At 63.3% G+C, this 26,264-nt stretch carries 25 protein-coding genes; 14 read left to right on the top strand and 11 right to left on the bottom strand.

Annotation, left to right across the window (positions count from 1 at the left end; all coding sequences use genetic code 11):
- Window positions 1-39 precede the first annotated feature (39 nt).
- The 7 genes from M5B42_RS06960 (at window position 40) to hutG (ending at window position 8,567) form a co-directional block, all read left to right on the top strand.
- Window positions 40-891: a proline/glycine betaine ABC transporter permease gene (locus M5B42_RS06960; RefSeq protein WP_152737778.1), complete on the top strand. Its 852-nt coding sequence runs from the start codon at window positions 40-42 to the stop codon at window positions 889-891.
- The gene (locus M5B42_RS06955) at window positions 888-1,718 is read left to right on the top strand and encodes a glycine betaine/L-proline ABC transporter ATP-binding protein (RefSeq protein ID WP_248745378.1); all 831 of its coding nucleotides are present in this window, start codon (window positions 888-890) and stop codon (window positions 1,716-1,718) included. Before M5B42_RS06960 ends, M5B42_RS06955 begins: the two co-directional genes overlap by 4 nt.
- A gap of 16 nt (window positions 1,719-1,734) precedes the next feature.
- Entirely contained in the window at window positions 1,735-3,258 is a 1,524-nt protein-coding gene (gene hutH, locus M5B42_RS06950) for a histidine ammonia-lyase (RefSeq protein WP_248745377.1), read from the top strand.
- Window positions 3,259-3,367: 109 nt separating this feature from the next.
- Window positions 3,368-4,906, top strand: a complete 1,539-nt coding sequence (hutH, locus tag M5B42_RS06945) for a histidine ammonia-lyase (protein ID WP_248745376.1) — start codon at window positions 3,368-3,370, stop codon at window positions 4,904-4,906.
- Between the two features lie 213 nt (window positions 4,907-5,119).
- Window positions 5,120-6,529 carry an amino acid permease gene (locus M5B42_RS06940; RefSeq protein ID WP_248745375.1) on the top strand — a complete coding sequence of 470 codons (1,410 nt, stop codon included), beginning with the start codon at window positions 5,120-5,122 and terminating at the stop codon, window positions 6,527-6,529.
- Between the two features lie 17 nt (window positions 6,530-6,546).
- The gene (hutI, locus tag M5B42_RS06935; RefSeq protein WP_248745374.1) at window positions 6,547-7,752 is read left to right on the top strand and encodes an imidazolonepropionase; all 1,206 of its coding nucleotides are present in this window, start codon (window positions 6,547-6,549) and stop codon (window positions 7,750-7,752) included.
- Between the two features lie 11 nt (window positions 7,753-7,763).
- Window positions 7,764-8,567: an N-formylglutamate deformylase gene (gene hutG, locus M5B42_RS06930; RefSeq protein WP_248745373.1), complete on the top strand. Its 804-nt coding sequence runs from the start codon at window positions 7,764-7,766 to the stop codon at window positions 8,565-8,567.
- A 1-nt stretch (window position 8,568) separates the two neighbouring features.
- On the opposite strand, the gene M5B42_RS06925 is transcribed toward hutG, so the two are convergent.
- A complete protein-coding gene (locus M5B42_RS06925; RefSeq protein WP_248745372.1) occupies window positions 8,569-9,489 on the bottom strand; it encodes a hypothetical protein in 921 nt (306 codons plus the stop codon).
- 272 nt (window positions 9,490-9,761) lie between these two features.
- Here M5B42_RS06925 and pip point away from each other — a divergent pair, with 272 nt between their 5' ends.
- From pip to M5B42_RS06900, 5 genes are all read left to right on the top strand, one after another.
- Window positions 9,762-10,733: a prolyl aminopeptidase gene (gene pip, locus M5B42_RS06920; RefSeq protein ID WP_103497730.1), complete on the top strand. Its 972-nt coding sequence runs from the start codon at window positions 9,762-9,764 to the stop codon at window positions 10,731-10,733.
- The gene (gene dtd, locus M5B42_RS06915; protein ID WP_152737773.1) at window positions 10,730-11,167 is read left to right on the top strand and encodes a D-aminoacyl-tRNA deacylase; all 438 of its coding nucleotides are present in this window, start codon (window positions 10,730-10,732) and stop codon (window positions 11,165-11,167) included. Before pip ends, dtd begins: the two co-directional genes overlap by 4 nt.
- Before the next feature lie 265 nt (window positions 11,168-11,432).
- On the top strand, window positions 11,433-13,286 hold the full coding sequence (locus tag M5B42_RS06910) for a glucan biosynthesis protein G (protein WP_349292767.1): 1,854 nt from the start codon (window positions 11,433-11,435) through the stop codon (window positions 13,284-13,286).
- Window positions 13,279-15,849, top strand: coding sequence for a glucans biosynthesis glucosyltransferase MdoH (mdoH, locus tag M5B42_RS06905; RefSeq protein ID WP_248745370.1), 2,571 nt, complete (start codon window positions 13,279-13,281; stop codon window positions 15,847-15,849). Before M5B42_RS06910 ends, mdoH begins: the two co-directional genes overlap by 8 nt.
- A 190-nt stretch (window positions 15,850-16,039) precedes the next feature.
- Window positions 16,040-16,840 (top strand): transporter substrate-binding domain-containing protein, encoded by an 801-nt coding sequence (locus M5B42_RS06900; RefSeq protein WP_152737770.1) that lies wholly within the window; start codon window positions 16,040-16,042, stop codon window positions 16,838-16,840.
- 127 nt (window positions 16,841-16,967) lie between these two features.
- Here M5B42_RS06900 and M5B42_RS06895 read toward each other — a convergent pair whose 3' ends face one another.
- The 10 genes from M5B42_RS06895 to ubiE form a co-directional block, all read right to left on the bottom strand.
- Complete coding sequence (locus tag M5B42_RS06895) at window positions 16,968-18,911, bottom strand: methyl-accepting chemotaxis protein (RefSeq protein WP_248745369.1); 1,944 nt, start codon at window positions 18,909-18,911, stop codon at window positions 16,968-16,970.
- A gap of 292 nt (window positions 18,912-19,203) precedes the next feature.
- Window positions 19,204-19,911 (bottom strand): 16S rRNA (uracil(1498)-N(3))-methyltransferase, encoded by a 708-nt coding sequence (locus M5B42_RS06890; protein ID WP_248745368.1) that lies wholly within the window; start codon window positions 19,909-19,911, stop codon window positions 19,204-19,206.
- Window positions 19,908-20,711 carry a twin-arginine translocase subunit TatC gene (gene tatC / locus M5B42_RS06885; protein WP_248745516.1) on the bottom strand — a complete coding sequence of 268 codons (804 nt, stop codon included), beginning with the start codon at window positions 20,709-20,711 and terminating at the stop codon, window positions 19,908-19,910. Before tatC ends, M5B42_RS06890 begins: the two co-directional genes overlap by 4 nt.
- A complete protein-coding gene (gene tatB, locus M5B42_RS06880) occupies window positions 20,690-21,151 on the bottom strand; it encodes a Sec-independent protein translocase protein TatB (RefSeq protein ID WP_248745367.1) in 462 nt (153 codons plus the stop codon). Before tatB ends, tatC begins: the two co-directional genes overlap by 22 nt.
- Before the next feature lie 10 nt (window positions 21,152-21,161).
- Complete coding sequence (locus M5B42_RS06875; protein ID WP_248745366.1) at window positions 21,162-21,440, bottom strand: twin-arginine translocase TatA/TatE family subunit; 279 nt, start codon at window positions 21,438-21,440, stop codon at window positions 21,162-21,164.
- A 23-nt stretch (window positions 21,441-21,463) separates the two neighbouring features.
- Entirely contained in the window at window positions 21,464-21,796 is a 333-nt protein-coding gene (locus tag M5B42_RS06870) for a phosphoribosyl-ATP diphosphatase (RefSeq protein ID WP_018929162.1), read from the bottom strand.
- A gap of 2 nt (window positions 21,797-21,798) precedes the next feature.
- Window positions 21,799-22,191: a phosphoribosyl-AMP cyclohydrolase gene (gene hisI / locus M5B42_RS06865; protein ID WP_177103136.1), complete on the bottom strand. Its 393-nt coding sequence runs from the start codon at window positions 22,189-22,191 to the stop codon at window positions 21,799-21,801.
- 80 nt (window positions 22,192-22,271) lie between these two features.
- Entirely contained in the window at window positions 22,272-23,873 is a 1,602-nt protein-coding gene (ubiB, locus tag M5B42_RS06860; RefSeq protein ID WP_248745365.1) for a ubiquinone biosynthesis regulatory protein kinase UbiB, read from the bottom strand.
- On the bottom strand, window positions 23,870-24,493 hold the full coding sequence (locus M5B42_RS06855; protein WP_248745364.1) for an SCP2 domain-containing protein: 624 nt from the start codon (window positions 24,491-24,493) through the stop codon (window positions 23,870-23,872). The genes ubiB and M5B42_RS06855 overlap by 4 nt, the downstream gene beginning before the upstream one ends.
- Window positions 24,493-25,263: a bifunctional demethylmenaquinone methyltransferase/2-methoxy-6-polyprenyl-1,4-benzoquinol methylase UbiE gene (gene ubiE, locus M5B42_RS06850; protein ID WP_103497711.1), complete on the bottom strand. Its 771-nt coding sequence runs from the start codon at window positions 25,261-25,263 to the stop codon at window positions 24,493-24,495. Before ubiE ends, M5B42_RS06855 begins: the two co-directional genes overlap by 1 nt.
- 154 nt (window positions 25,264-25,417) lie before the next feature.
- On the opposite strand from ubiE, the gene M5B42_RS06845 reads away from it, so the two are divergent.
- On the top strand, window positions 25,418-25,693 hold the full coding sequence (locus tag M5B42_RS06845; protein WP_248745363.1) for a polyhydroxyalkanoic acid system family protein: 276 nt from the start codon (window positions 25,418-25,420) through the stop codon (window positions 25,691-25,693).
- Window positions 25,694-25,832: 139 nt separating this feature from the next.
- Window positions 25,833-26,255, top strand: a complete 423-nt coding sequence (locus tag M5B42_RS06840) for a phasin family protein (RefSeq protein WP_103497708.1) — start codon at window positions 25,833-25,835, stop codon at window positions 26,253-26,255.
- Window positions 26,256-26,264: the final 9 nt, after the last annotated feature.

Raw genomic sequence — 26,264 nt, 5'->3', positions numbered from 1 at the left:
CCGGGAAGTTCGCCACAACCACTTGATCGAGAGTTTCCAATGTTTCCCGAACGTTTCACATTTTCCATCGCCGACTGGGTCAACAGTTGGGTCGATGCACTGGTGACCAACTACGGCGATGTGTTCCGCCAGATCTCCGACACCCTGCTGTGGGCCATCGTCAATCTCGAGGGCCTGCTCCGCGCAACGCCCTGGTGGTTGATGTTGGTGATCGTCGGCGGTATCGCCTGGCACGCCACCCGCAAGCTGGTCACCACCACCGTTATCGTCGGCCTGCTGTTTCTGGTGGGGGCCGTCGGCCTGTGGGACAAGCTGATGCAGACCCTGGCGCTGATGCTGGTGGCCACCCTGATCTCGGTGCTGATCGGGATTCCCCTGGGAATTCTCTCGGCGCGCAGCAACCGCCTGCGTTCGGTGCTGATGCCGCTGTTGGACATCATGCAGACCATGCCCAGCTTCGTGTACCTGATTCCGGTGCTGATGCTGTTCGGCCTGGGCAAGGTCCCGGCGATCTTCGCCACGGTGATCTACGCCGCGCCGCCGCTGATCCGCCTGACCGACCTGGGCATCCGCCAGGTCGACGGCGAAGTCATGGAAGCGATCAACGCCTTTGGCGCCAACCGCTGGCAGCAACTGTTCGGTGTGCAACTGCCGTTGGCCCTGCCGAGCATCATGGCCGGGATCAACCAGACCACCATGATGGCGCTGTCGATGGTGGTGATCGCCTCGATGATCGGTGCCCGTGGCTTGGGTGAGGACGTGCTGGTCGGGATTCAAACCCTCAATGTCGGACGCGGCCTGGAAGCGGGCCTGGCGATCGTGATTCTCGCGGTGGTGATCGACCGCATTACCCAGGCCTATGGTCGTCCACGGCATGAGGTGAGCAAATGAGCGAGCCCATCGTCAGCAAGATTGAAGTCAAGAACGTCTTCAAGATCTTTGGTTCACGCGAGAAAGACGCGATGAACCTGATTCGCCAGGGCAAGACCAAGGACCAGGTGCTGGCCGAGACCGGTTGCGTGATCGGGGTCAACGACCTGTCGCTGAGTGTCAGTACCGGCGAGATCTTCGTGATCATGGGCCTGTCGGGTTCCGGCAAGTCGACCCTGGTGCGGCATTTCAACCGCCTGATCGACCCCACCAGCGGCGCGATCCTGGTGGACGGCGTGGACATTCTCCAGCACGACATGGAGGCGCTGCGCGAATTTCGCCGGCACAAGATCAGCATGGTGTTCCAGAGCTTCGGCCTGTTGCCCCACAAGACCGTGCAGGAAAACGTCGCCTACGGCCTCAAGGTCCGGGGCGAGAGCAAGGACGTCTGCGCCGAGCGCGCCTTGCACTGGATCAATACCGTGGGCCTGAAAGGCTACGAGAACAAGTACCCGCACCAGCTGTCGGGCGGTATGCGCCAGCGTGTGGGCCTGGCCCGGGCCTTGGCGGCGGACACCGACATCATTCTGATGGACGAGGCCTTCAGTGCCCTGGACCCGCTGATCCGGGCCGAGATGCAGGATCAGTTGCTGGAGCTGCAGAAGACCTTGCACAAGACCATTGTGTTTATCACCCATGACCTGGATGAAGCGGTGCGGATCGGCAATCGGATTGCGATTCTCAAGGACGGCAAGTTGATTCAGGTCGGGACGCCGAAGGAGATCCTGCATTCGCCGGCGGATGAGTATGTGGATCGGTTTGTTCAGCGGCGTGCCGCGATCGTTTAAGCAGATGAGGTTGAAGATGTCCCAGGCTGAAAAAATCGTTATCGCCGACGCCCCCTTGCGTTGGCAGGATGTGGTCGCGGTGGCGCGTCATGGCGCGTTGCTTGAACTGGCGCCGCAGGCCTGGGCGCGGATCGACAACGCCCAGGCCATCGTCCAGCGCATCGTTGTCAGCGGTGAGCGCGCCTATGGCGTGAACACCGGCCTCGGCGCGCTATGCAATGTCTCGCTGTCCGGCGAACAACTCAGCCAGTTGTCGCGCAACACTCTGCTCAGCCATGCCTGCGGTGTCGGCGCGCCGTTGCCCGACGAACAGACCCGGGCCATCCTCTGCGCCGCCATCGTCAACTACAGCCACGGCAAATCCGGCCTGCACCGCCAGGTGGTCGAAGCCCTGCTGGCCCTGCTCAACCGCGGTGTCACCCCGCAAGTGCCGGCCCAGGGCTCGGTGGGTTACCTGACCCATATGGCCCATATCGGCATCGCCCTGCTCGGTGTCGGCCAGGTGAGCTATCGTGGGCAGATCGTTCCGGCGCACCAGGCCTTGGCCGCCGAGGGCCTGGAACCGGTGCAACTGGGGGCCAAGGACGGTCTCTGCCTGGTCAACGGCACGCCGTGCATGACCGGCCTGAGCTGCCTGGCCCTGGCCGACGCGACCCGCCTGCTGCAATGGGCCGATGTGGTCGGCGCCATGAGCTTCGAGGCCCAGCGCGGGCAGATCGCCGCGTTTGATGCGCAAATCATCGCACTCAAGCCCCATCCCGGCATGCAGCAGGTCGGCAACAACCTGCGCAGCCTGCTCGACGGCAGCGAAGTGATCGCCGCCAGCCTGGGTATTCGCACCCAGGACGCCCTGAGCTTGCGCTCGATCCCGCAAGTCCACGGCGCCGCCCGCGACCAGTTGGACCACGCCACCCGGCAGATCGAAATCGAACTCAACGGCTGCACCGACAACCCGTTGCTGCTGGGCACGCCGGACAACTACCGGGTGATGTCCCAGGCCAACCCCCATGGCCAATCGGTGGCCCTGGCGGCGGACCTGCTGGCAATCGCCATGGCGGAAATCGGTTCGATTGCCGAACGCCGTCTCGATCGCCTGATCAACCCCCATGTCAGCGGCCTGCCGGCGTTCCTGGTGAGCAACCCGGGGGTCAACTCCGGGATGATGATCGTGCAGTACGTCGCTGCTTCCCTCTGTGCGGAAAACCGCCAGTTGGCGCAGCCGGCGGTGCTCGACAACTACGTCACCTCGGGCCTGCAGGAAGACCACCTGAGCCTGGGCACCAACGCCGCGCTGAAATTGCACCGGGCCCTGGAAAACTGCACGCAGATCCTCGCCATCGAGTACCTGCTGGCGGCCCAGGCCTTTGAGTTTCTCAAGGAGCAGCGTTTCGGCGCCGGCACCGAGCGCGCCTGGAAACTGCTGCGCGAGCGCGTTCCGGCCTATGACCAGGACCGCTGGCTGGCCCCGGACATCGCCAGCGCGGCGAGCCTGCTCAAGGACCCACTATTGATCCAGGGCAGGTTTCCCGACCTGCACTGATTCCACGAATAACCAGCGTGCCAAGGCGCCTCCGGCTCAAAAAGTCGGCGGCGACGGATAACGGAAGCTTCCGGAGCGTCTGGTAGTTGATAAAACTCTCAAAAGGAGCATGAATGTGACTGCGTTGAACCTGATTCCCGGCCAACTGAGCCTGGCCCAACTGCGTGCCATCTACCAGCAGCCGGTGAAACTGACCCTGGACGACAGTGCCTCGGCACAGATCGAAGCCAGCGTGGCCTGCGTCGAACAGATCCTCGCCGAAAACCGCACCGCCTACGGCATCAACACCGGTTTCGGCCTGCTGGCCTCGACCCGTATCGCCAGCGAAGACCTGGAAAACCTCCAGCGCTCCCTGGTGCTGTCCCATGCCGCCGGTGTCGGCGTGCCGATCAGCGATGCGCTGGTACGCCTGATCATGGTGCTCAAGGTCAACAGCCTGAGCCGTGGTTTCTCCGGGATTCGCCGCCAGGTGATCGACGCCCTGATCGCCCTGATCAATGCCGAGGTCTACCCGCATATTCCGCTGAAAGGTTCGGTCGGTGCTTCCGGCGACCTCGCGCCGCTGGCCCATATGTCCCTGGTGCTGCTGGGTGAAGGCAAGGCCCGCTACAAGGGTGAGTGGCTGGATGCCCACGCCGCGCTGAAACAGGCCGGCCTGCAACCGCTGACCCTGGCCGCGAAGGAAGGCCTGGCGCTGCTCAACGGCACCCAGGTGTCCACCGCCTTTGCTCTGCGCGGTCTGTTCGAAGGCGAAGACCTGTTCGCCGGCGCCCTGGTCAGCGGTGCGCTGACGGTTGAAGCGGTACTGGGTTCGCGTTCGCCGTTCGACCCGCGTATCCATGCCGCCCGTGGTCAACATGGCCAGATCGATGCGGCTGCCGCCTATCGCCACCTGCTGGGCGAGCGCAGCGAAGTGTCCGACTCCCACGAGAACTGCGAGAAGGTCCAGGACCCGTACTCCCTGCGTTGCCAGCCACAGGTCATGGGCGCCTGCCTGACCCAGTTCCGCCAGGCCGCCGAAGTGCTGGTGATCGAAGCCAACGCGGTGTCCGACAACCCGCTGGTGTTCGCCGCCGAAGGCGATGTGATCTCGGGCGGCAACTTCCACGCCGAGCCGGTGGCGATGGCCGCTGACAACCTGGCATTGGCGATTGCCGAAATCGGCTCCCTGAGCGAGCGCCGCATCTCGCTGATGATGGACAAGCATATGTCGCAACTGCCGCCGTTCCTGGTGGCCAATGGCGGCGTCAACTCCGGCTTCATGATCGCCCAGGTGACCGCCGCGGCCCTCGCCAGCGAGAACAAGGCCCTGGCGCACCCCCACAGCGTCGACAGCCTGCCGACTTCCGCGAACCAGGAAGACCATGTGTCGATGGCCCCGGCAGCTGGCAAGCGTCTGTGGGAAATGGCTGAAAATACCCGTGGGATTCTGGCGGTTGAATGGCTGGCGGCTTGCCAGGGTCTGGACCTGCGCAATGGCCTGAAAACCTCGCCGGCCCTGGAAACCGCGCGGGCGACCTTGCGTGAGGAAGTGGCGTACTACGAGAAGGACCGTTTCTTTGCCCCGGATATCGAGGCGGCGACCGAGTTGCTGGCTTCCCGTTGCCTGAATGCCCTGGTCCCGGCGAAGTTGCTGCCAAGCCTGTAAGCGTTGCCCGAGAACAGACTGGGGTTGAGCCAACTCGCCACAAGGTGGCGGGTCAGCCAGTTTGCGGGTTGTTGCCACCCGGCAGATGCGTTTTGCCTGCGCGTGCCGGGTTGGGTACTCTGCGACCCCTTTTGCGGCCGGGCGGCCGCAAGACACTCGCCATCAGTCTGATTCTCATCGAGTTTTACCGATAAGAATAATTAAGGACGAGCAATGCAACAGCAAGTCAAAGGTTTGAAACGCGGGCTTTCGGCCCGACATATTCGCTTTATGGCCCTGGGGTCCGCTATCGGCACCGGGCTGTTCTACGGCTCCGCCTCGGCCATCCAGATGGCCGGTCCGGCCGTGCTGCTGGCCTACCTGATCGGCGGTGCCGCAGTGTTCATGGTCATGCGCGCCCTCGGCGAAATGGCCGTGCACGATCCGGTCGCCGGTTCCTTCGGCCACTACGCCAGCACCTACATCGGTCCCCGTTCCGGTTTTATCCTCGGTTGGACCTATGCATTCGAGATGGTTATCGTCGGCCTGGCCGATGTCACGGCCTTCGGCATCTATATGGGCTTCTGGTTTCCCGACGTCGATCGCTGGGTCTGGGTGCTCGGCGTGGTCTTCTTTATCGGCGCGCTGAACCTGTGCACGGTCAAGGTCTTCGGCGAAATGGAGTTCTGGCTTTCGCTGCTCAAGGTCGGCGCCATTGTCGCGATGATCCTCGGCGGCTTCGGCATTATGTTCTTCGGCATCAGCACGGCCACGCCCTCGGCGAGCGTCGGTATCAGTAACCTCTGGAGCAACGGCGGCTTCATGCCCAACGGCGCGGCCGGGATGATCGCCTCGTTCGCGGTGGTCATGTTCGCCTTCGGCGGTATCGAGATCATCGGTGTCACCGCCGGTGAAGCCCAGGACCCGCAGCGGGTGATCCCCAAGGCGATCAACGCGGTGCCACTGCGCATCCTGCTGTTCTACGTGCTGACCCTGTTCGTGCTGATGTCCCTCTACCCGTGGCAGCAGATCGGTAGCCAGGGCAGTCCCTTCGTGCAGATCTTCCAGAACCTGGGGATCGGCTCGGCGGCGACAGTCCTCAATATCGTGGTGATCTCGGCGGCGATTTCCGCCATCAACAGCGATATCTTCGGCGCCGGGCGCATGATGTACGGCCTGGCCGAGCAAGGTCATGCGCCGAAGGCCTTTGCCAAGCTGTCCCGCGCCGGGGTGCCGTGGATGACCGTGGTGGTCATGGCCGCCGCGCTGCTGCTGGGGGTGCTGCTCAACTACCTGATCCCGGAAGACGTGTTCCTGCTGATCGCGTCCATCGCCACCTTCGCCACGGTGTGGGTGTGGATCATGATTCTGGTCACCCAGGTGGCCATGCGCCGTTCCATGAGCCGTGAACAGGCCGCGCAACTGAAGTTCCCGGTGCCGTTCTGGCCCTATGCGCCGATGGCGGCGATTGCCTTCATGGTGTTTATCTTCGGCGTGCTGGGCTATTTCCCCGACACCCGGCCGGCGCTGATCGTCGGTGCGATCTGGATCGGCCTGCTGGTGCTGGCCTACCAGGTCTGGGTCAAGCCGAAGGCGGCCCAGGCCGCAGGCGTTCAGCAAGAACCTGCTTTGTCTCATCGATAACCTAACGGAGGCCCCGGATGAAAACGCTTTGGCAGAACTGTCACGTTGCAAGCATGGCGCAAGGCACTTACTCGATCATCGAGGATGCCGCCATCGTGACCGTGGCGTCGACGATCGAGTGGATCGGCCCGCGCGCCGAACTGCCGGCGGCGGATTATCCCCGGGTCGAGGACCTGGACGGCGCCTGGGTCACGCCGGGGCTGATCGATTGCCACACCCACACGGTGTTCGGCGGCAACCGCAGCGGTGAATTCGAGCAGCGCCTGCAAGGCGTGAGTTATGCCGAGATCGCCGCCGCCGGTGGCGGGATTGCCAGCACTGTGCGGGCGACCCGTGCCGCCAGCGAGGACGAGTTGTTCGCCAGCGCCCGGCAACGCCTGACCTGCCTGCTGCGCGACGGTGTGACCAGCGTCGAGATCAAGTCCGGCTACGGCCTGGACCTGGACAGCGAGCGCAAGATCCTCAAGGTGATTCGCCGCCTCGGCGCCGAGCTGCCGTTCAGTGTGCGCAGCACCTGCCTGGCCGCCCATGCCTTGCCGCCGGAATATGTCGGGCGGGCCGACGATTATATCGAGCATATCTGCAGCGAAATGCTTCCGGCCCTGGCGGCCGAAGGCCTGGTGGATGCGGTGGATGCCTTCTGCGAATACCTGGCGTTTTCCCCCGATCAGGTCGAGCGGGTATTCAAGGTCGCGCAGCAACTGGGCCTGCCGGTAAAGCTGCATGCCGAGCAGCTGTCGTCACTGCATGGTTCGAGCCTGGCGGCGCGTTACCAGGCGCTGTCGGCGGACCACCTGGAATTCATGACCGAAGAGGACGCCATCGCCATGGCCGCCTCCGGTACCGTCGCGGTGCTGTTGCCCGGGGCGTTCTACTTTCTGCGCGAAACCCAGTTGCCGCCGATGGATGCCCTGCGCAAACACGGCGTGAAAATGGCCATCGCCAGCGACCTCAACCCTGGCACCTCGCCGGCGCTGTCCCTGCGCTTGATGCTGAACATGGCCTGCACCCTGTTCCGCATGACCCCGGAAGAGGCCCTGGCCGGCGTGACCCAGCATGCCGCCACGGCGTTGGGCATGGGTGCTACCCACGGTTCGCTGGAGATCGGCAAGGTTGCGGATTTCGTCGCCTGGCAGATCGAGCGCCCGGCGGACCTGGCCTACTGGCTGGGCGGTGACCTGAGCAAGCGCGTGGTGCGCCATGGTGTCGAAGTATTGATCTAGGAGATTGTCCTGTGGATAACGTTCTGAGTTTCAGACAAGGTCGCGTGCCGCTGTTGATCAGCATGCCCCATGCCGGTGTGCAACTGACCCCGGCGGTCAAGGCCGGGTTGGTCCCCGAGGCGCAAAGCCTGCCGGACACCGACTGGCACATCCCGCGGCTCTATGATTTCGCCGCCGAACTGGGTGCCAGCACCCTGGCGGCCGGTTATTCGCGGTTTGTCATCGACCTGAACCGGCCGTCCGACGACAAGCCGCTGTATGTCGGCGCCACCACCGGCCTGTACCCGGCCACCTTGTTCGACGGCGTGCCGTTGTTCGTCGAGGGGCAGGTGCCGTCGGCCGAAGAGCGGGCGAACTACCTGGAGCAGGTCTGGACGCCTTATCACCAGACCTTGCAGCAGGAACTGGCGCGACTCAAGGCCGAGTTCGGTTACGCCTTGCTGTTCGACGCCCACTCGATCCGCTCGGTGATCCCGCACCTGTTCGACGGCAAGCTGCCGGACTTCAACCTGGGCACCTTCAACGGTGCCAGCTGCGACCCGCAACTGGCGGCTCGGCTGGAAGGTATCTGTGCCGGGCATCCGGCTTATAGCCATGTGCTGAACGGGCGCTTCAAGGGCGGGCATATCACCCGTCACTATGGCGACCCGGCGCAGAACATCCACGCGGTGCAGCTCGAACTGGGGCAGTGCACCTATATGGAAGAGTTCGAACCGTTCAACTACCGCAGCGACCTGGCGGAACCGACGCGGGTGGTGCTCAAGGAACTGCTGCAAGGCCTGCTGGCCTGGGGCCGCGAGCACTACGGGCGTTGATTTATCCCGGGAGCACCTCGACGCCCGGGCTCAGGAAGTCGATGTGATAACCGCTGGCGCCGTCCCCCAGGCCTACATGCACGCCGCTGACGCCTTCGTTCATCGGCGAGTTGTGGCTGTAGTTGATATTCGGTCCGATGGTGTCGTTGACGCCAATGGCGAACTCGCTGAGGAACAACCCCCGGTCGCCCGCGGCCCGCGCCAGCAGGCCGGCATATTCCTGCCCGGCGACCTTGAAGGAGCGCACCTGGTTGTGTTCGATATGCAGCCAGGCCTGGTGCCGGGCGACACGCTGGGTCAGTTCCAGCAACTGTTCGTCGACGCCGCTGGCCAGCGGCGTCCGGCGACGGCCCTGGGAGGTCAGCAGGCCGCTGATGCGCAGGATACCGTTCAATTGGAAGAGGTCGGGGCTGTCCGGGCGCATGTGCGCGTAATGCACCTCGAACAATTCCGAGACGGACAATACGAACCGCTCGCTGATCTCGTCGCGGGTCGTGACATAGGGGGCCGAACGGCTTTTCAACCAGACATCGGCCCGCGATCCCTCTCCGACCAGATGCAGGCGTTGGTGCCGGCTCAAGAGCCTGAGATGGTCGCGCTGGCGCCTCAGGCAGTCGGCGAAATCGCTGCGCAGTAACAGCATCAGGCTGTACAGCGCATTTTCCAGGCCTGAATCGAAAGCGTGCAACGGGCAGAGAATGCATTGTTTGTCCCGGGTCCTGGCCGCGCGCTCATAGAATTGCCGGGCGCCCTGCCTGGTAAAGGAAAACACCAGGCTTTGCGCCGGCAGCGGTTCGGTCGAGTCGACGACGGCGGCATCCAGCCCCAGTTCGGAGAGGGCACGGATAAACATTTCGTTGTCAGCGAGGATGATGGCTTTCTCCGGGTGGGAAAGCAGGCCCGGCAAACAGTCTTGTTGCATTGGAAACTCCCTTTCACTTTTGCACGGCTACCCCGGCAGAACGGCTCCTGCCGCTCTACGTGACCTGGCTATTGAAGCGTTTATCGGGCCGGCTTGAACACTGACCGAACGGCTAGGCAGCGTCCGACGGAAGGGCGCGTGCGACAAATGCGTCTGTACACCCGCACTTTTGACAAGGGCATGCCGATTCCGCGATTCGGGTTTATGATGCCGGACGGCAGAATAATATGAAGTCCCCATCAGGGATGACCTCGACCCCTACGGAGCGCGTGATGCAGACTTTGTACCCGCAGATCAAACCCTACGCCCGGCACGATCTGGCCGTGGATGAAACGCATGTACTGTATGTCGATGAAAGTGGTTCGCCGGAAGGCTTGCCGGTGGTCTTTATCCACGGAGGCCCGGGAGCCGGTTGCGATGCGCAGAGCCGGTGCTATTTCGACCCCAACCTGTTTCGTATCATCACCTTCGACCAGCGCGGTTGCGGGCGCTCAACCCCCCATGCGAGCCTGGAGAACAACACCACCTGGGACCTGGTGGCGGACCTCGAGCGGATTCGCCAGCACCTGGGGATTGAAAAATGGGTGCTGTTCGGTGGCTCCTGGGGCTCGACGCTGTCCCTGGCCTACGCCCAGACCCACGCGGAGCGGGTGCATGGCCTGATCCTGCGGGGGGTTTTCCTGGCCCGGCCACAGGACGTCGATTGGCTCTACCAGAGCGGGGCCAGCCGTCTGTTCCCGGATTACTGGCAGGACTACATGGCGCCGATCCCGCTGGATGAGCGCGACGACCTGCTCAACGCCTTCCACAAGCGTCTGACCGGCAACGACCAGATCGCCCAGATGCACGCGGCCAAGGCCTGGTCCCTGTGGGAAGGCCGTACCGCGACCCTGCGCCCGAACCCGCTGGTGGTCGACCGCTTCTCCGAGCCGCAGCGCGCGCTGTCGATTGCCCGGATCGAATGCCACTACTTCACCAACAACTCCTTTCTCGAACCCAACCAACTGATCCGCGACATGGACAAGATCGCCCACCTGCCGGGAGTGATCGTGCACGGTCGCTACGATGCGATCTGCCCATTGGACAACGCCTGGGAGTTGCACCAGGCCTGGCCCAACAGCGAGTTGCAGGTGATTCGCGATGCCGGTCACGCGGCTTCCGAGCCGGGGATCACCGATGCCCTGGTGCGCGCGGCCGACCAGATGGCCCGACGCCTGCTCGACCTGCCTCTCGAAGAAGCATGAAGGGGCTGTTGCAACGGGTCAGCGGCGCGCGGGTGGAAGTGGCGGGAGAAATCGTCGGGGCCATCGACCAGGGGTTGCTGGTGCTGCTGGCGGTGGAACCGGGCGATACCCAGGCGCAGGCCGACAAACTGCTGAAGAAGCTGCTTAACTATCGGGTGTTCAGCGATCCGCAGGGCAAGATGAACTTGTCCCTGGCGGACACCGGTGGCGGGTTGCTGCTGGTGTCGCAGTTCACCCTGGCGGCCGATACCCAAAGTGGATTGCGTCCGAGCTTCTCCACGGCGGCGCCTCCGGCGCTCGCCGAGGTGTTGTTCGACTACGTAGTGGCACAGGCGCAACGCTTGCATGGGCAGGTGGCGACCGGGCGTTTCGGGGCGGACATGCAGGTGCATCTGGTCAATGATGGCCCTGTGACCTTCCTGTTACAGACCTGAATGCATCAAAAACGACGTACTTGGCTGAAAACAGGAGGTTTTCGCGATAAATACTTTGTTTCACCTGATGCGTTGTAACGCGGCCTACTAGATAATCGCGCGCTACGGGGATCGGCGTTCGTTGGTCCAATTTGACTTAGGTAGAGACTTGTCCGTGACCGTTTGGGGAATCATTTGCCCCCATGGGAGTCGGAACAATGCTCGCCAACCTGGCATATAGATAGCTAGCCGTTGGTTTTTGATCTGTTTTCGGCGAGGGTTGCTCGTGATTGTTAGTCCCTGTAATGCTCCAACACTGACCGCCAAAGGGTTGAGAAAAGCACTGGTGGCGGGCTCGGCACTGCTTTGCCTGCTCAGCGCCGGCCAACTCTTTGCCTTCAATCTGGATGATGTGTCGGCCAAGGCCAAGACGCTGGCCGGGCAGAAATACGAAGCTCCGCGCAGCAATCTGCCGAACGAGTTCCGTGACATGAAGTTCGCGGACTACCAGAAAATCCGTTTCCTGACCGACAAGGCCGAATGGGCGGGCGAGAAAACCCCCTTCAAACTGTCGTTCTACCATCAGGGCATGCACTTCGATACGCCGGTGAAAATCAACGAAATCACCGCCGACGATGTGAAAGAAATCAAGTACGACCCGACCCGTTTCGATTTCGGTGACGTCAAGTTCGATCCTAAATCCACCGAACAGCTGGGTTATGCCGGCTTTCGTGTGCTTTACCCGATCAACAAGGCGGACAAGCAGGACGAGATCATGACCATGCTCGGCGCGAGTTACTTTCGCGTCGTCGGCAAGGGCCAGACCTATGGCCTGTCGGCCCGTGGCATGGCCATCGACACTGCCTTGCCGTCCGGCGAAGAGTTCCCGCGCTTCACCGAGTTCTGGATCCAGCAACCGAAGCCGACCGACAAGCACCTGGTGATTTTCGCCCTGTTGGACTCGCCACGGGCCACCGGCGCCTACCGCCTGATCCTGCGTCCGGGCACCGACACCATCGTCGACGTGAAGGCGCAGATGTTCCTGCGTGACAAGGTCGGCAAGCTCGGCGTGGCGCCGTTGACCAGCATGTTCCTGTTCGGCGCCAACCAGCCCTCCAAGGTCCTCAACTACCGTCGCGAGCTGCATGACTCCAGCGGCCTGTCGATCCATGCCGGCAATGGCGAGTGGGTCTGGCGTCCGCTGAACAACCCGAAACACCTGTCGGTGAGCAATTTCTCCGTGGAAAACCCACGGGGCTTTGGCTTGCTGCAACGTGGCCGTGATTTCAGCCACTACGAAGACCTTGACGACCGTTACGACAAGCGCCCAAGCGCCTGGATCGAGCCCAAGGGCGACTGGGGCAAGGGCACCGTCGACCTGGTGGAGATTCCGACCGCCGACGAAACCAACGACAACATCGTGGCTTTCTGGAACCCGGCCGAACGCGCCGACACCGGTCAGCCGATGAACTTCGCCTACCGCCTGCACTGGACCACTGATGAAGCGGCCCTGCATTCGCCGGACGGCGCCTGGGTCAAGCAGACCCTGAAGTCCACCGGCGACGTCAAGCAATCCAACCTGATCCGTCAGCCGGACGGCAGCGTGGCCTACCTGATCGACTTCGAAGGTCCGTCCCTCAAGGCCCTGCCTGAAGACGCGCCGGTACGCAGCCAGGTCAGCGTCGGCGACAACGCCGAACTGGTGGAAAACAGCCTGCGCTACAACCCGGAAACCCAGGGCTGGCGCCTGACCCTGCGCCTGAAGGTCAAGGATCCGGGCAAGGCCACCGAGCTGCGCGCGAACCTGGTCAAGGACCTCGCCACGGCGGATCCGGCCAAGGTCGCGGTCTCTTCCCAGGTGGTCAAGGCCGACAAGGTTGCGGCCAAGCAGCAGGAGAAAGAGAAGGCCCTGGAGAAGAAAGAGCAGGCTCAGGAGAAGAAGGATCCGGCCCAGGATAAGAAAGAGCCGGTCCAGGACAAGAAGGATCTGGCCCAGGATAAGAAAGAGCCCGCCCAGGACAAGAAAGAGCACGACGCCGCGGCGCCGGCTCCCGAGGCTGCCCCTATCACCCCGGAGCCGGTGCCGACTGAGCAAGTCCTGACCGAGACCTGGAGCTACCAGTTGCCTGCCGATGAGTAACCCAAACGTACAGCCAGAGGCTCTTTTCGAGTACCTGGCACACTTGCCGCTGAGCAATGAGCAACGTGCGGAGCTGGCGAACTGTACCTCGTTCGCCGAACTGCACGAGCGCCTGAGCGAACAACCGCTGCTTGACTCCGCCGAGGCCGCGCAGGCTTCGGTGGGGCGCCGCCTGACCCTTGATTCGGCCGCCGAGCTGGAAGACGCCGAGATGCTCGCGGTGGATGCTTCCGGGCGCGTGCGCCTCAAGGCCACGCCGCCGATCCGCCGGACCAAGGTGGTCCCGGAGCCGTGGCGCACCAATATCCTGGTGCGCGGCTGGCGGCGTATGACCGGACGGAGCAATCCGCCGGCGCCCAAGGACGACAAACGCGACCTGCCCCATGCGCGCTGGCGCACCGTGGGTTCGATTCGTCGTTATATCCTGCTGGTGTTGATGCTCGGCCAGACCATCGTTGCCGGTTGGTATATGAAAGGCATCATGCCTTACCAGGGCTGGGCCTTCGTCGATCTCAACGAAGTGGTGCATCAACCGCTGTTGCAGACCGCCCAGCAGGTGCTGCCCTACCTGCTGCAAACCAGCATCCTGGTGCTGTTCGGGATTCTGTTCTGCTGGGTTTCGGCGGGTTTCTGGACCGCGCTGATGGGCTTTCTCGAATTGCTCACCGGGCACGACAAGTACCGTATCTCCGGTGCCAGCGCCGGCAGCGAGCCGATCGCCAAGGATGCGCGTACCGCCATCGTCATGCCGATCTGCAATGAAGACGTGCCGCGAGTCTTTGCCGGCCTGCGGGCGACCTTCGAGTCGGTGGCGGCCACCGGTGACCTGGACCGCTTTGACTTCTTCGTCCTCAGCGACAGTAACGACACCGATATCTGCGTCGCCGAGCAACAGGCCTGGCTGGATGTCTGCCGCGAAGCCTCGGGCTTCGGCAAGATCTTCTACCGCCGTCGCCGTCGTCGCGTGAAGCGCAAGAGCGGTAACCTTGACGACTTCTGCCGTCGTTGGGGTGGCGACTACAAGTACATGGTGGTGCTCGACGCCGACAGCGTCATGAGCGGCGAGTGCCTGACCAGCCTGGTGCGGTTGATGGAAGCCACGCCGGACGCCGGGATCATCCAGACCGCGCCACGGGCGTCGGGCATGGACACCCTCTATGCGCGCATGCAGCAGTTCGCGACCCGCGTCTACGGTCCGTTGTTCACCGCCGGCCTGCACTTCTGGCAGTTGGGCGAATCCCACTACTGGGGTCACAACGCGATCATCCGCATGAAGCCGTTTATCGAGCACTGCGCCCTGGCGCCGTTACCCGGTAAAGGTGCCTTCGCCGGCGCGATCCTCTCCCACGACTTCGTCGAGGCCGCGCTGATGCGCCGTGCCGGCTGGGGCGTATGGATCGCCTACGACCTGCCGGGCAGCTACGAAGAACTGCCGCCGAACCTGCTCGACGAGCTCAAGCGCGACCGCCGCTGGTGCCACGGCAACCTGATGAACTTCCGCCTGTTCCTGGTCAAGGGCATGCACCCGGTGCACCGCGCGGTGTTCCTCACCGGCGTGATGTCCTACCTGTCGGCGCCGCTGTGGTTCTTCTTCCTGGTGCTGTCGACGGCCCTGCTGGCGGTCAACACGCTGATGGAGCCGCAGTACTTCATGGAGCCGCGCCAGCTCTATCCGCTGTGGCCGCAATGGCATCCGGACAAGGCGGTGGCGCTGTTCTCCACCACCATCGTGCTGCTGTTCCTGCCCAAGCTGCTGAGTATCATCCTGATCTGGGCCAAGGGTGCGAAAGAGTTCGGCGGCAAGTTCAAGGTGACCTTGTCGATGCTGCTGGAGATGCTTTTCTCCATGTTGCTGGCGCCGGTGCGGATGATTTTCCACACCCGTTTTGTCCTGGCCGCGTTCCTCGGCTGGGCGGCGACCTGGAACTCTCCGCAGCGTGACGACGACTCCACGCCGTGGGGCGAAGCGGTGCGCCGGCATGGTCCGCAAACCCTGTTGGGTGCGCTCTGGGCACTGCTGGTGGTCTGGCTCAACCCGAGCTTCCTCTGGTGGCTGACCCCGATCGTCGGTTCGCTGATGCTGTCGATCCCGGTCTCGGTGATTTCCAGTCGGGTCAACCTGGGCTTGCGTTCCAGGGATGAGAGCCTGTTTCTCATTCCCGAGGAATACAATCCGCCCCAGGCGCTGCAGGCAACGGATGAGTACACCCACGAAAACCGTTGGCATGCGCTGAATGACGGCTTTGTCCGGGCCGTGGTCGATCCACGCCAGAATGCCCTGGCCTGCGCCCTGGCAACGGCCCGTCACGGCCACGCCGAGCCGATCGAATGGCTGCGTGTCGAGCGTGTTCGGCATGCGCTGAAGGTCGGGCCATCCGGTCTGGACAATCAGTCGCGGCTGCACCTGCTGAGCGATCCGGTGGCCCTGACCCGCCTGCATGAGCAGGTCTGGAGCGAAGGCCACGCCGAATGGTTGGGCGCCTGGCGCGACTCGATCAAGGCCGATCCCCATGCGCCGTTGCTGCCCCTGCAGCCGGCCACAGCGCCGGCCCAGCCGGCCTGACGCCCGAGGGGCCGCGGTGTGACAAGCACCGCGGCCCCTTTGTCATTTGGTAACAAAAGACCCGTCCCCCTTGGTGTTGCCCCGTACTCGAGTACGTTAGGATCGCCCCCCAAAATCGTGCCCGCCAGACCACGGCGACTGTGTGTTCGCGCAGACTGGCACGACCGGAAAAGCGGCCCTGGGGAGTTTCATGATGAAAAGGTTTCTGTCGATGCTGCTGCTGGGCATCGTTGTGCTTACTCACGCCTGTGGGGTGCAGGCGGGTGCCGTTGATGACGCGCTCAAGCGCGGCACGCTGAGAGTCGGGACCAATCCGACGTATATCCCCTTCGAAATGACGAGCAAGCGCGGCGAAATCATCGGTTTCGAAATCGACCTGTTGCGGGAAATGAGCCGAGCGCTGGGGGTCAAGCTGGAACTGGTGGCCAGTCCTTACGCCGAGTTGCTCCCCGGTTTACTGGCGAACAAGTTCGACCTGGTCGCCAGCGGCATGACCCTGACCCAGGAGCGCAACCTGCGACTCAACTTCAGCGATGCCTTTATCGTGGTCGGGCAGACGCTGTTGATCCCCCTGGAACTGGGCAGCAAGGTGCAGAGTTTCGAGGACCTCAACGAGGCCGGCTATCGCATCGCCGCCAAGGCCGGGACCACGGGGGAAATCGTTGCAAAAAAAATGATGGGCGCAGCCCAACTGAGCACCTATGCCAATGAGGAAGAGGGCGTGCAGGCCGTGCTCGACGGCAAGGCCGACGCCTTTGTCCATGACGCCCCCTACAACCTGGTGGCGGTGAACAAGCTGGGTGACGGCAAGCTGTTGTGCCTGGACCAGCCGTTCACCTACGAACCGCTGGCCTTCGGGGTGAAGAAGGGCGACCACGACAGTCTCAACTGGATCAACCACTTTCTCCACCAGATAGCCGAAGATGGCACCTACGATCGGATCCACGACAAGTGGTTCAAGACCAGCGACTGGCTGGCCGAGATCGATTGAGCCCGGGCGCGATCTTGCGGGCAGCATAAACCTTTAGGAGCCGGCTTGTTGGCGATAGCGGCCGATCAGGCGATGCAAGGCTCACTGGCTCCATCGCCAGCAAGCCGGCTCCTACAGGGGGAGAGGTTTAGACCTTGAAGCGCTCCACCAGCCGCTGCAACTGAGCGCCCAACTGGCTCAATTGCAGGCTGGCGGCAGCGGTCTCATCACAGGCGTTGGCAGTCTGCTGTGACATATCCCGCACATGCAACACGCTGCGGCTGATCTGCTCGGCGACGACACTCTGTTCTTCGCCGGCGGCGGCGATCTGCTCGTTCATCCCGAGGATCTTCGACACGCTGCGGCTGATGGCTTCCAGCTTGCCGCCGCTGTGGCGGCTCGACTCGACGCTGTTGCGGGTCAGTTTGCGGCTGTTGTCGAGCATGCCCGCGACCTCCTGGGTCCCACCTTGCAAAGCCACGATCAGGTCCTTGATCTCTTGTGCCGAGTCCTGGGTGCGCTGCGCCAGGCAGCGCACCTCGTCGGCGACCACGGCGAAGCCACTGCCGGCCTCGCCGGCCCGGGCCGCCTCGATGGCGGCATTCAGGGCCAGCAGGTTGGTTTGCTGGGACACCGACTTGATCACGTCGAGCACGCTGCCGATCCGCTCGCTTTCGCGCTGGAGCCCGCCCATGGCCTGGGAGCAGCGCTGCATATGTTGCTCGAGCTGTTCGATCTGTTCGATGGCATCGGCCACGGCGCTGTCACCTTCACGGGCCTGCTGGTCGGCCTGGGTCGCCGCCACGGAGGCGGTTTCAGCGTGCCGGGCGACTTCGAGCACGCTGGCGCTCATCTGTTTCATGGCGGCGGCCACTTGCTCGGTGGCGGCGTACTGGCTGCTGACGCTGGCGTCGGTCTGCTCGGTGCTGGTCGACAGGTGCTCGGCGGCGCTGGCCACCCGCGAAGCGCTGATGCCGATGCCACGGATCAGCTCCCGCAGGCCCAGGGTCATGCCGCGCATGGCCTGTTGCAACTGGCCGAGCTCGTCCTGGCGATCCACCGCCACATCGCGGCTCAGGTCGCCCGCGGCGATATGGTGGGCCAGCTTCAGGCTGCGTGAGAGCGGGATCAGCAATTGGCGGCTGAGGACCCAGGCGGCCAGGGTCGCGATCAACCAGGCCAGCAGGGCTATTTTCGCCAGCAGCCATTTCGCCGCCTGGGTCTGGCGATCACGGGCCTGGGTCTGGCTGCGGCTGAGATCCTCGTTGCCGGCCAGCAGCTGGTTGCCCAGGCCTTCCATCACATTGTGGGCCGCCTCGGTGAGCAGTTGCGCGTCCTTGAAACGCTGCAGGGCCTCGCGGTAGTGGCGCAGTTCCAGCAGCATGCGCTGGTGGTCGTCGGCCAGTGGCGCCGTCAGCGGTGCCACCTGGGTTTCAAGTTGTCCAAGCCGGTCGATCGCCTTCAGTGCCTGCTCGGAATAGGCTTGCAGCGAATCGGCCAGATAGGCCGGTGTCTGCACGCTGGCGTGGGTCTCGTTGAGCAGTTGACGGAGTTCTTCGACCCGTTTGAGCGGGGCCTGCCACTGTTGCTCGTGGGGACTCTTGCCGGCTTCGCGCAATTGATGGGCGGCAAAGCGGGCCACCGCCTGGGTGGCCTGGGTCAGGCCGGCGTTCATCCGCTTGCGGGCGCGGTCACGATCGCGAAGGTTTTCATCGAGATCGTCGAGGGTGGTCTGGAAACCTTGGGCCGCGTGCTGCTGGTCGGCGAGGATCTGTCGTTCGCCCGGGTCCGTCAGGCGCGGCAGGAGCGTCGTCAGCAGTTTCTCGATGCTCGCCAACTGGCGGGTGATCCGGGTGCGACTCTGCGGGTCGTTCAGCACCCGGAAGGCGATGCGATCAGCGCGCATGTCACTGGTCAGGCGGCTGAGCCGGGCGATGCTCGACAGCGTGTGCGAGCGCTCTACCGTGGTACTCAGGGCGTGCCAGCCGGTGAGAGTGATCGCCAGGGTCAAGAGCAATACCAGGCCGAAGCCCAGGGCCAGTTTGAAACGGATACTGCGGTCGCGCAGTGCGCGGGTCAGCCAACGGAACATGGTGAATCTCCTGCCAAACAGATAAGTCCATGGCCCTCACGCGCGAGTGCGTGGGGCATGTTCTGTCATCGGCTTGGACGCGGGAGATGCGACCTGAATGGGCTGTAGGGGGATTCCCTTAAAGGTGAAGGTTTTTGCTTTCTGCCTGTCGAACGCGTACTTGTAGGAGCATGGCTTGCCAGCGAAGAGGACCTTGAGATCGCCAAAAGCTTCGCGGGCAAGCCCTGCTCCTACAGGGCACCGAGTACATCCGGGTGATGGGCGAGGGGGCTATGAAAAGAGCGTTGGTGGATCAGAACAACCGGGCGAGCAGGGCGGTCACGGCGGTCTCGACCCGCAGGATGCGTTCGCCGAGTTGCACCGGTTGCAGCCCGGCCTTGCCCAGCAGGTCTATTTCGTAAGGAATCCAGCCGCCTTCCGGGCCGATGGCCAGGGTCACCGGCTCATCCAGGCCACGAGGGCAGGCCGGGTAGTCGCCGGGGTGGCCGACCAGGCCGAGAGTGCCCGCGCTGATGGCCGGCAGGCGGTCTTCGACAAAGGGCTTGAAGCGTTTCTCGATAACGATTTCCGGCAGCACGGTGTCGCGGGTCTGCTCCAGGCCGAGGATCAGTTGCTCGCGAATCGCTGCGGGTTCGAGGAACGGGGTCTGCCAGAAGCTCTTTTCCACCCGGTAGCTGTTCACCAGCACCACTTTCGGTACGCCGAGGGTGGCGACGGTCTGGAACACCCGGCGAAGCATTTTCGGGCGCGGCAGGGCGAGGATCAGGGTCAGCGGCAGTTTCGCCGGTGGCGCGCGATCCAGGCTGACTCGCAACTCGGCTTCCGTGGCATCCAGGCGCAGCACCTCGGCGCTGCCCATCAGGCCGCCGATACGCCCGACCCGCAAGCTGTCGCCCACCGCCACGCGATGGACTTCCTGCATATGGGTCAGGCGCCGATCCCGCAGCACCACGACGTCGGCCGCGATAAAGTCGGCCTCCTCCAGAAGCAGCAGGTTCACGTCAGCGGGGCTGGCGGCTGGGCGTCGTCGCGGTCGGCGGCCTCTTCGTCACTGCGTTTGCGGACCAGGCCACCGAACAGGATACCGATCTCGAACAGCAGCCACATCGGCACCGCCAGCAGGGTCTGGGAGAACACGTCCGGCGGAGTCAGGATCATGCCGACCACAAAGCAGCCGATGACCACGTAGGGACGGATCTTCTTCAGGTACTTGATGTCGACCACGCCGATCCACACCAGCAGCACCACCGCCACTGGGATTTCGAAGGCCACGCCGAAGGCGAAGAACAGCGTCATCACGAAGTCGAGGTAGCTGGTGATATCGGTCATCATTTCCACGCCGGCCGGGGTGGCGGCGGCGAAGAACTTGAAGATCAGCGGGAACACCAGGAAGTAGGCGAAGGCCATGCCGGTGTAGAACAGCAGGATGCTCGACACCAGCAGCGGCACGGCGATGCGTTTTTCATGCTTGTACAGGCCCGGCGCGATAAAGCCCCAGATCTGGTGCAGGATCACCGGGATGGCCAGGAACAGCGAGACCATCATGGTCAGCTTGAGCGGCGTCAGGAACGGTGACGACACGTCGGTGGCGATCATCGTCGCGCCCGCCGGCAGGTACTGGCGCAGCGGGATCGAGACGAAGGTGTAGATCTGCTGGGTAAAGGCGAACAGCCCGGCGAAGATCAGGAAGATCGCCGCGACACAGCGCAGCAGGCGGGTGCGCAGCTCGGTGAGGTGCGAAACCAGCGGCATGTGCTGGTCGTTTTCCGGAATATCGCTCATGGGACTCGCGGCGGCAATGTAGGGTCATGAGGCGCAGGCGCGGCGGCTGGCGTCGTGCTTGCGGGTTCTGTCAGGTGCGGCGCGGGCTCCACGGCACCGAGTACCGCTACCGGCTCGGCGGTGCTCGCCGGCGTCGGCGGGGTTTCCGTCGACACGGGGGGAGCGGTGTGGATCGTCTGCTCCACCACCGGCTCGGCCGGCGTGCTGGTGGCGATCGGCGAGAGGATCTTGCGAGCCTCCTGCTCCAGCGAGAGGATGTGCTCGTTGTGCAGTTGCCGACGGATCTCGTCGGCGCCGATCTCGCGTTCCACTTCCTGCTTGATCGCGTTGAAGCTGCGCTTCAACCGGCCGACCCACAGGCCTGCCGTGCGCGCAGCATGGGGCAGGCGCTCGGGGCCGAGCACCAACAGGGCCACCAGGCCCACGAGCAGCAGTTCACTGAAGCTGATACCGAACATTTGTCAGTACTCAAGAATTGTTGCGGGGCTCGTCGACTTTCTGCGCCTGCACATCGATGGTGTGCGGCGTGTTCTGCTGGGTGGTAGCCTGTGGCTGTACCGGTGGAGCCGGTTGCACGACAGGGGGGACCACCGGCTCGGCAGGTTTTTCTTCGTCGTTCATGGCCTTGCGAAAGCCCTTGATCGATTCGCCGACGTCGGTGCCCAGGTTCTTCAGTTTCTTGGTGCCGAACACCAGCACGACGACAACCAGGATGACGATCCAGTGTTTCCAGTCAAAAATGCCCATGATGCTGCTCCTCTCGAAAGTTGTTAGGCGGACGGGCGCGAGGCCTTCTCGACGTGTCCGGACAGGCCGAAGCGGCGATCCAGTTCGTCCAGCACGGCCTGCGGATGCTGCCCCAGTTGGGCGAGCATGACCATACTGTGGAACCACAAATCGGCGGTTTCGTAGATGACGTCGCTGCAGTCGCCACTGATCGCGGCATCCTTTGCAGCAATAATAGTCTCGACCGACTCTTCGCCAACCTTTTCCAGGATCTTGTTCAGGCCTTTGTGATAGAGGCTGGCGACGTAGGAGCTGTCGGCGGCGGCGCCTTTGCGCTCTTCCAGCACTTGGGCCAGACGGGTCAGGGTGTCAGTCATGTTCAGTGTCCTGCCGAGTAGATGCTGTGCGGGTCCTTGAGGACCGGGTCGACGATCTTCCAGCCGCCGTTTTCATACACGCGGTAGAAGCAACTGTGCCGGCCTGTGTGGCAGGCGATATCACCGACCTGCTCGACCATCAGGATGATCACGTCGGCGTCGCAATCCAGGCGCATTTCGTGCAGGTGCTGCACATGGCCCGACTCTTCGCCCTTGCGCCACAGCTTGCCACGGGAGCGTGACCAGTAAATGGCGCGGTTTTCGCTGGCGGTCAGTTGCAGCGCTTCGCGGTTCATCCAGGCCATCATCAGCACGCGCCCGGTCTTGTGATCCTGGGCAATGGCCGGCACCAGGCCGTCACTGTCCCATTTGATCTCGTCCAGCCAGTCTTTCATCTTCGACTCCGACAACCGGACACCACCCGCGTGGTGATGCCTCGGCGAATCAACAGTGTGCCAGCCCACGGCCCGACTGGCTATCGGCGCACGATCAGATACAAACCCACGGCAACCATGATACCCGCTGGCCAGTGGCCAAGCTCTTGTAACGGCCCGCCGGCGGCCAGTACCGCGCCGCCGCCGAGATGCGCGCAGCCGAGCAGGCGCAGGAGCCAGTCATCCTTGCGCCTGGTTTTCGGCTCGGGATTGCTGGCGTGGGGTTGGGCCATGCGTTCGAGCAGGTCGCGGGTCATATTGGCCAGGTGCGGCAACTGCTCGATCTGGCCGTGCAGGTTGCCGAGCAGGGTTCTCGGGCTGACACGCTCGCGCATCCAGCGTTCGAGGAACGGCTGGGCGGTGCTCCACAGGTCCAGGTCCGGGTACAGCTGGCGGCCCAGGCCTTCGATGTTGAGCAGGGTTTTCTGCAATAACACCAACTGCGGCTGGACTTCCATATTGAAGCGCCGCGCGGTCTGGAACAGGCGCATCAGCACCTGGCCGAAGGAGATGTCCTTGAGCGGTTTCTCGAAGATCGGTTCGCACACGGTACGGATTGCCGCTTCGAACTCGTTGAGCTTGGTGTGCGCCGGCACCCAGCCCGAATCGATGTGCAACTGGGCGACCCGGCGGTAGTCACGCTTGAAGAAGGCGAACAGGTTGCGGGCCAGGTAATCCTGGTCTTCCGGGGTCAGGCTGCCGACGATGCCGCAGTCGATGGCGATGTACTTCGGGCTCCACGGGTTCACGGTGCTGACGAAGATATTGCCGGGGTGCATGTCGGCATGGAAGAAGCTGTCGCGGAACACCTGGGTGAAGAAGATTTCCACGCCACGCTCGGCGAGCATTTTCATGTCGGTGCGCTGGTCGGCCAGGGTCGCCAGGTCGGTGACCTGGATGCCGTAGATGCGCTCCATCACCAGTACTTTCGGCCGGCACCAGTCCCAGTAGACCTGGGGCACGTACATCATGTCCGAACCTTCGAAGTTGCGCCGCAGCTGGCTGGCGTTGGCCGCCTCGCGCAGCAGGTCGAGTTCGTCGTAGATGGTCTTTTCGTAGTCGCTGACCACGTCCACCGGGTGCAGCAGGCGGGCATCGGCCGAGACTCGCTCGGCGGCGCGGGCGAGGAGGAACAGCCACGCCAGGTCCTGGGCAATGATCGGCTTGAGGCCGGGGCGGATGACCTTCACCACCACTTCTTCGCCGCTCTTGAGCTGGGCGGCGTGGACCTGGGCCACCGAGGCCGAGGCCAGGGGCTCGATATCGAAGCGGCTGAAGACTTCGCCGATCTTCTTGCCCAGTTGCGCCTCGATCAGCGTGACCGCGGTCTGAGAGTCGAACGGCGGCACGCGGTCCTGGAGCAGCATCAGCTCGTCGGCGATGTCCTCGGGCAGCAGGTCGCGGCGGGTCGAGAGGATCTGGCCGAACTTGATAAAGATCGGTCCCAGGTCCTGCAAGGCCAGGCGCAGGCGTGCGCCGCGACTCAGGTCCAGGGTCTTGCGCGGGAACCAGCGCCAGGGCAGGGCAAAGCGCAGCGCCAGGAGGAACCAGGGCAGGGGCAATTCGAACAGCAGGTCATCGAGACGGTAACGGATCACGACGCGCTGGATGCGCAACAGACGGCGGACGGCAAGCAGCTTCATGCGTTATCGCTGGATTTGAGGGATCGGGAAAGGCGCTCGACACGCGCCTCGAGACGTTCCAGGTCGAGCTTTACCCGGTCCAGTTCGGCGAAGCGCGCTTCGGCCTCATGGGTGCCGACCAGGGCACGGGACTCTTCACTGAGGTATTCGGCGAGGTTCTGCTTCAGGCTGACAAAGCCCTGCTTGTACCAGCCGGCGCGGCTGCGCAGGTGACCGCTGAGCAGGGGCGTGGCGATCGGCCCGAGCCAGCGCGAGAGTTCGTACTCCCAGTCCAGCTCCAGGTCCTGGAGCACGCCGGCCAGGTCCAGCAGCACCGCGCTGTCGCCTTCCAGGTCGACCTCGGGGCTGTGCAGCACGGCGGTCTTGTCGCGGCTCAGGGCCAGGTTCACTAGGCTCGAAGCCGGGGCGCGGAGAATGCAGTCGGCCTCGGCGGCCCAGTGCGCGGCCAGCAGCAGGCCTTCGTCGCTGGGCAGGATGAACAGCTTCAGGGCCGGGCTGGCGCAGTCGACTTCGATGACTTTGCCGGTCAGGTGGCCCAGGCGGCTCAAGGCCGTGCTGTCGAGGCGCAACACACGGTTGAGACCGTGTTCGACGCCGGCGAGAAGGCCGCTTAGGATCATCAGGGCTTGATGCCGCGATGCAGGGCGACGATGCCCGCGGTCATGTTGTGGTAGGTCACGCGGTCGAAACCGGCTTCCACCATCATCGACTTCAGGGTTTCCTGGTTCGGGTGCATGCGGATCGATTCGGCCAGGTAGCGATAGCTTTCCGAGTCGTTGGTGATCAGCTTGCCGGCCAGGGGCATGAAGGCGAACGAATAGGCGTCGTAGACCTTGGACATCAGCGCGTTGGTCGGCTTGGAGAACTCCAGCACCAGCAGGCGGCCGCCGGGCTTGAGGACTCGCAGCATGGAGCGCAGGGCGTCTTCCTTGTGGGTGACGTTGCGCAGGCCGAAGGCGATGGTCACGCAGTCGAAATGGTTGTCCGGGAACGGCAGTTTTTCCGCGTCGGCCTGGACGAACTCGACATTGCCGGCCACGCCCAGGTCCAGCAGGCGATCACGGCCGACCTTGAGCATGGAGGCGTTGATATCGGCCAGCACCACCTGGCCGGTGGGGCCCACCAGGTGCGAGAACTTGCGCGCCAGGTCGCCGGTGCCGCCGGCGATATCCAGCACCCGGTTACCCGTGCGCACGCCGGACAGCTCGATGGTGAAGCGCTTCCAGAGGCGATGCATGCCACCGGACAGCACGTCGTTCATCAGGTCGTACTTGGCGGCCACGGAGTGGAACACCTCGGCGACCTTCTCGGCCTTTTGGCTTTCCGGTACGTTCTTGAAGCCGAAGTGCGTGGTGGGTTCGGCATCGCTGCCTTTGCGCTGATCAGTCATGTCGCTGTCACCAGAAGAGAATGCGGGCATTCTAATCCCGGTGGCCGGCTTTGTCTTGGCAAGGGTGCATGTAAGATAGGCAACCGCCGGGACGTTTTGACGCATTCAGGGTCAGGAATCACCGGGCAAGTCCCGATAGAGCAGGAGTCATTCGATGGCCCGTATTAGTGTTGAACGCGCCCATGGCCTGGGCAAGGCCGGTGCACGCGAGAAGGCCGACCAGTTGGCGCAGAAGCTGGCCGGGCAGTATGGCCTGGAGCCGCAGTGGTCCGGCGATACCCTCAACCTCAAGCGTTCCGGGGTCAAGGGCGCGGTGCATGTGAGTGAAGAAACGATCCACGTCGAGGTCGAGCTGGGCCTGTTGATGTCGGCCATGAGCAGCACCATCAAGGCCGAGATCGAAAAGGCCCTGGACAAGGCGCTGGTCTGATTCGCGGTCCTTGCGCCTGCAAGGATCAGGGCACCCCTGTCGCGGGTTAGGGTGCCCATTCTAATTTTTGTCATTACTTTGTGCATAAGCCCCCATTCCGGTGGGCAGATCCTCCAACCCTTCACGTGTGAGGTGCACCATGGCCAAAGTAAGTCTGAAGAAAAAATCCGACGGTCAGCCAACCGCCCTGGCTGAGGTGAAAGTGTATGCCCGCAAGATCTGGCTGGCGGGTCTGGGCGCTTATACCAAGGTCGGCCGCGAAGGCAGCGAGTACTTCAAGGAACTCGTGGAAGCTGGTCAAGACGTTGAAAAAGAAGGCAAAAAACTGATTGGCGCGCAGCGTGAAGCGGCCAACAGCCAGATCGATAACGTTAAGAGCGAAGTCACCAGCCTCAAGGGCAAGGTGGAAGTGCAACTGGACAAGGTCGAGAAGGCCTTTGACAACCGTGTCGCCAGTGCCTTGAATCGCATCGGGATTCCGTCTAAACATGATGTGGAGACACTCTCTGCTAAGCTCGATGAGCTGACGGCATTGCTCGAACGTGTCGCGCGTAAACATTAAGGAGAACGG

It is taken from the genome of Pseudomonas sp. MWU12-2037 (assembly GCF_023242345.1).
Taxonomy (GTDB): Bacteria; Pseudomonadota; Gammaproteobacteria; order Pseudomonadales; family Pseudomonadaceae; genus Aquipseudomonas; species Aquipseudomonas gingeri_D.
Note: the sequence above shows the minus strand (reverse complement) of the source record. Positions and strands in the feature narration are given on the sequence as shown.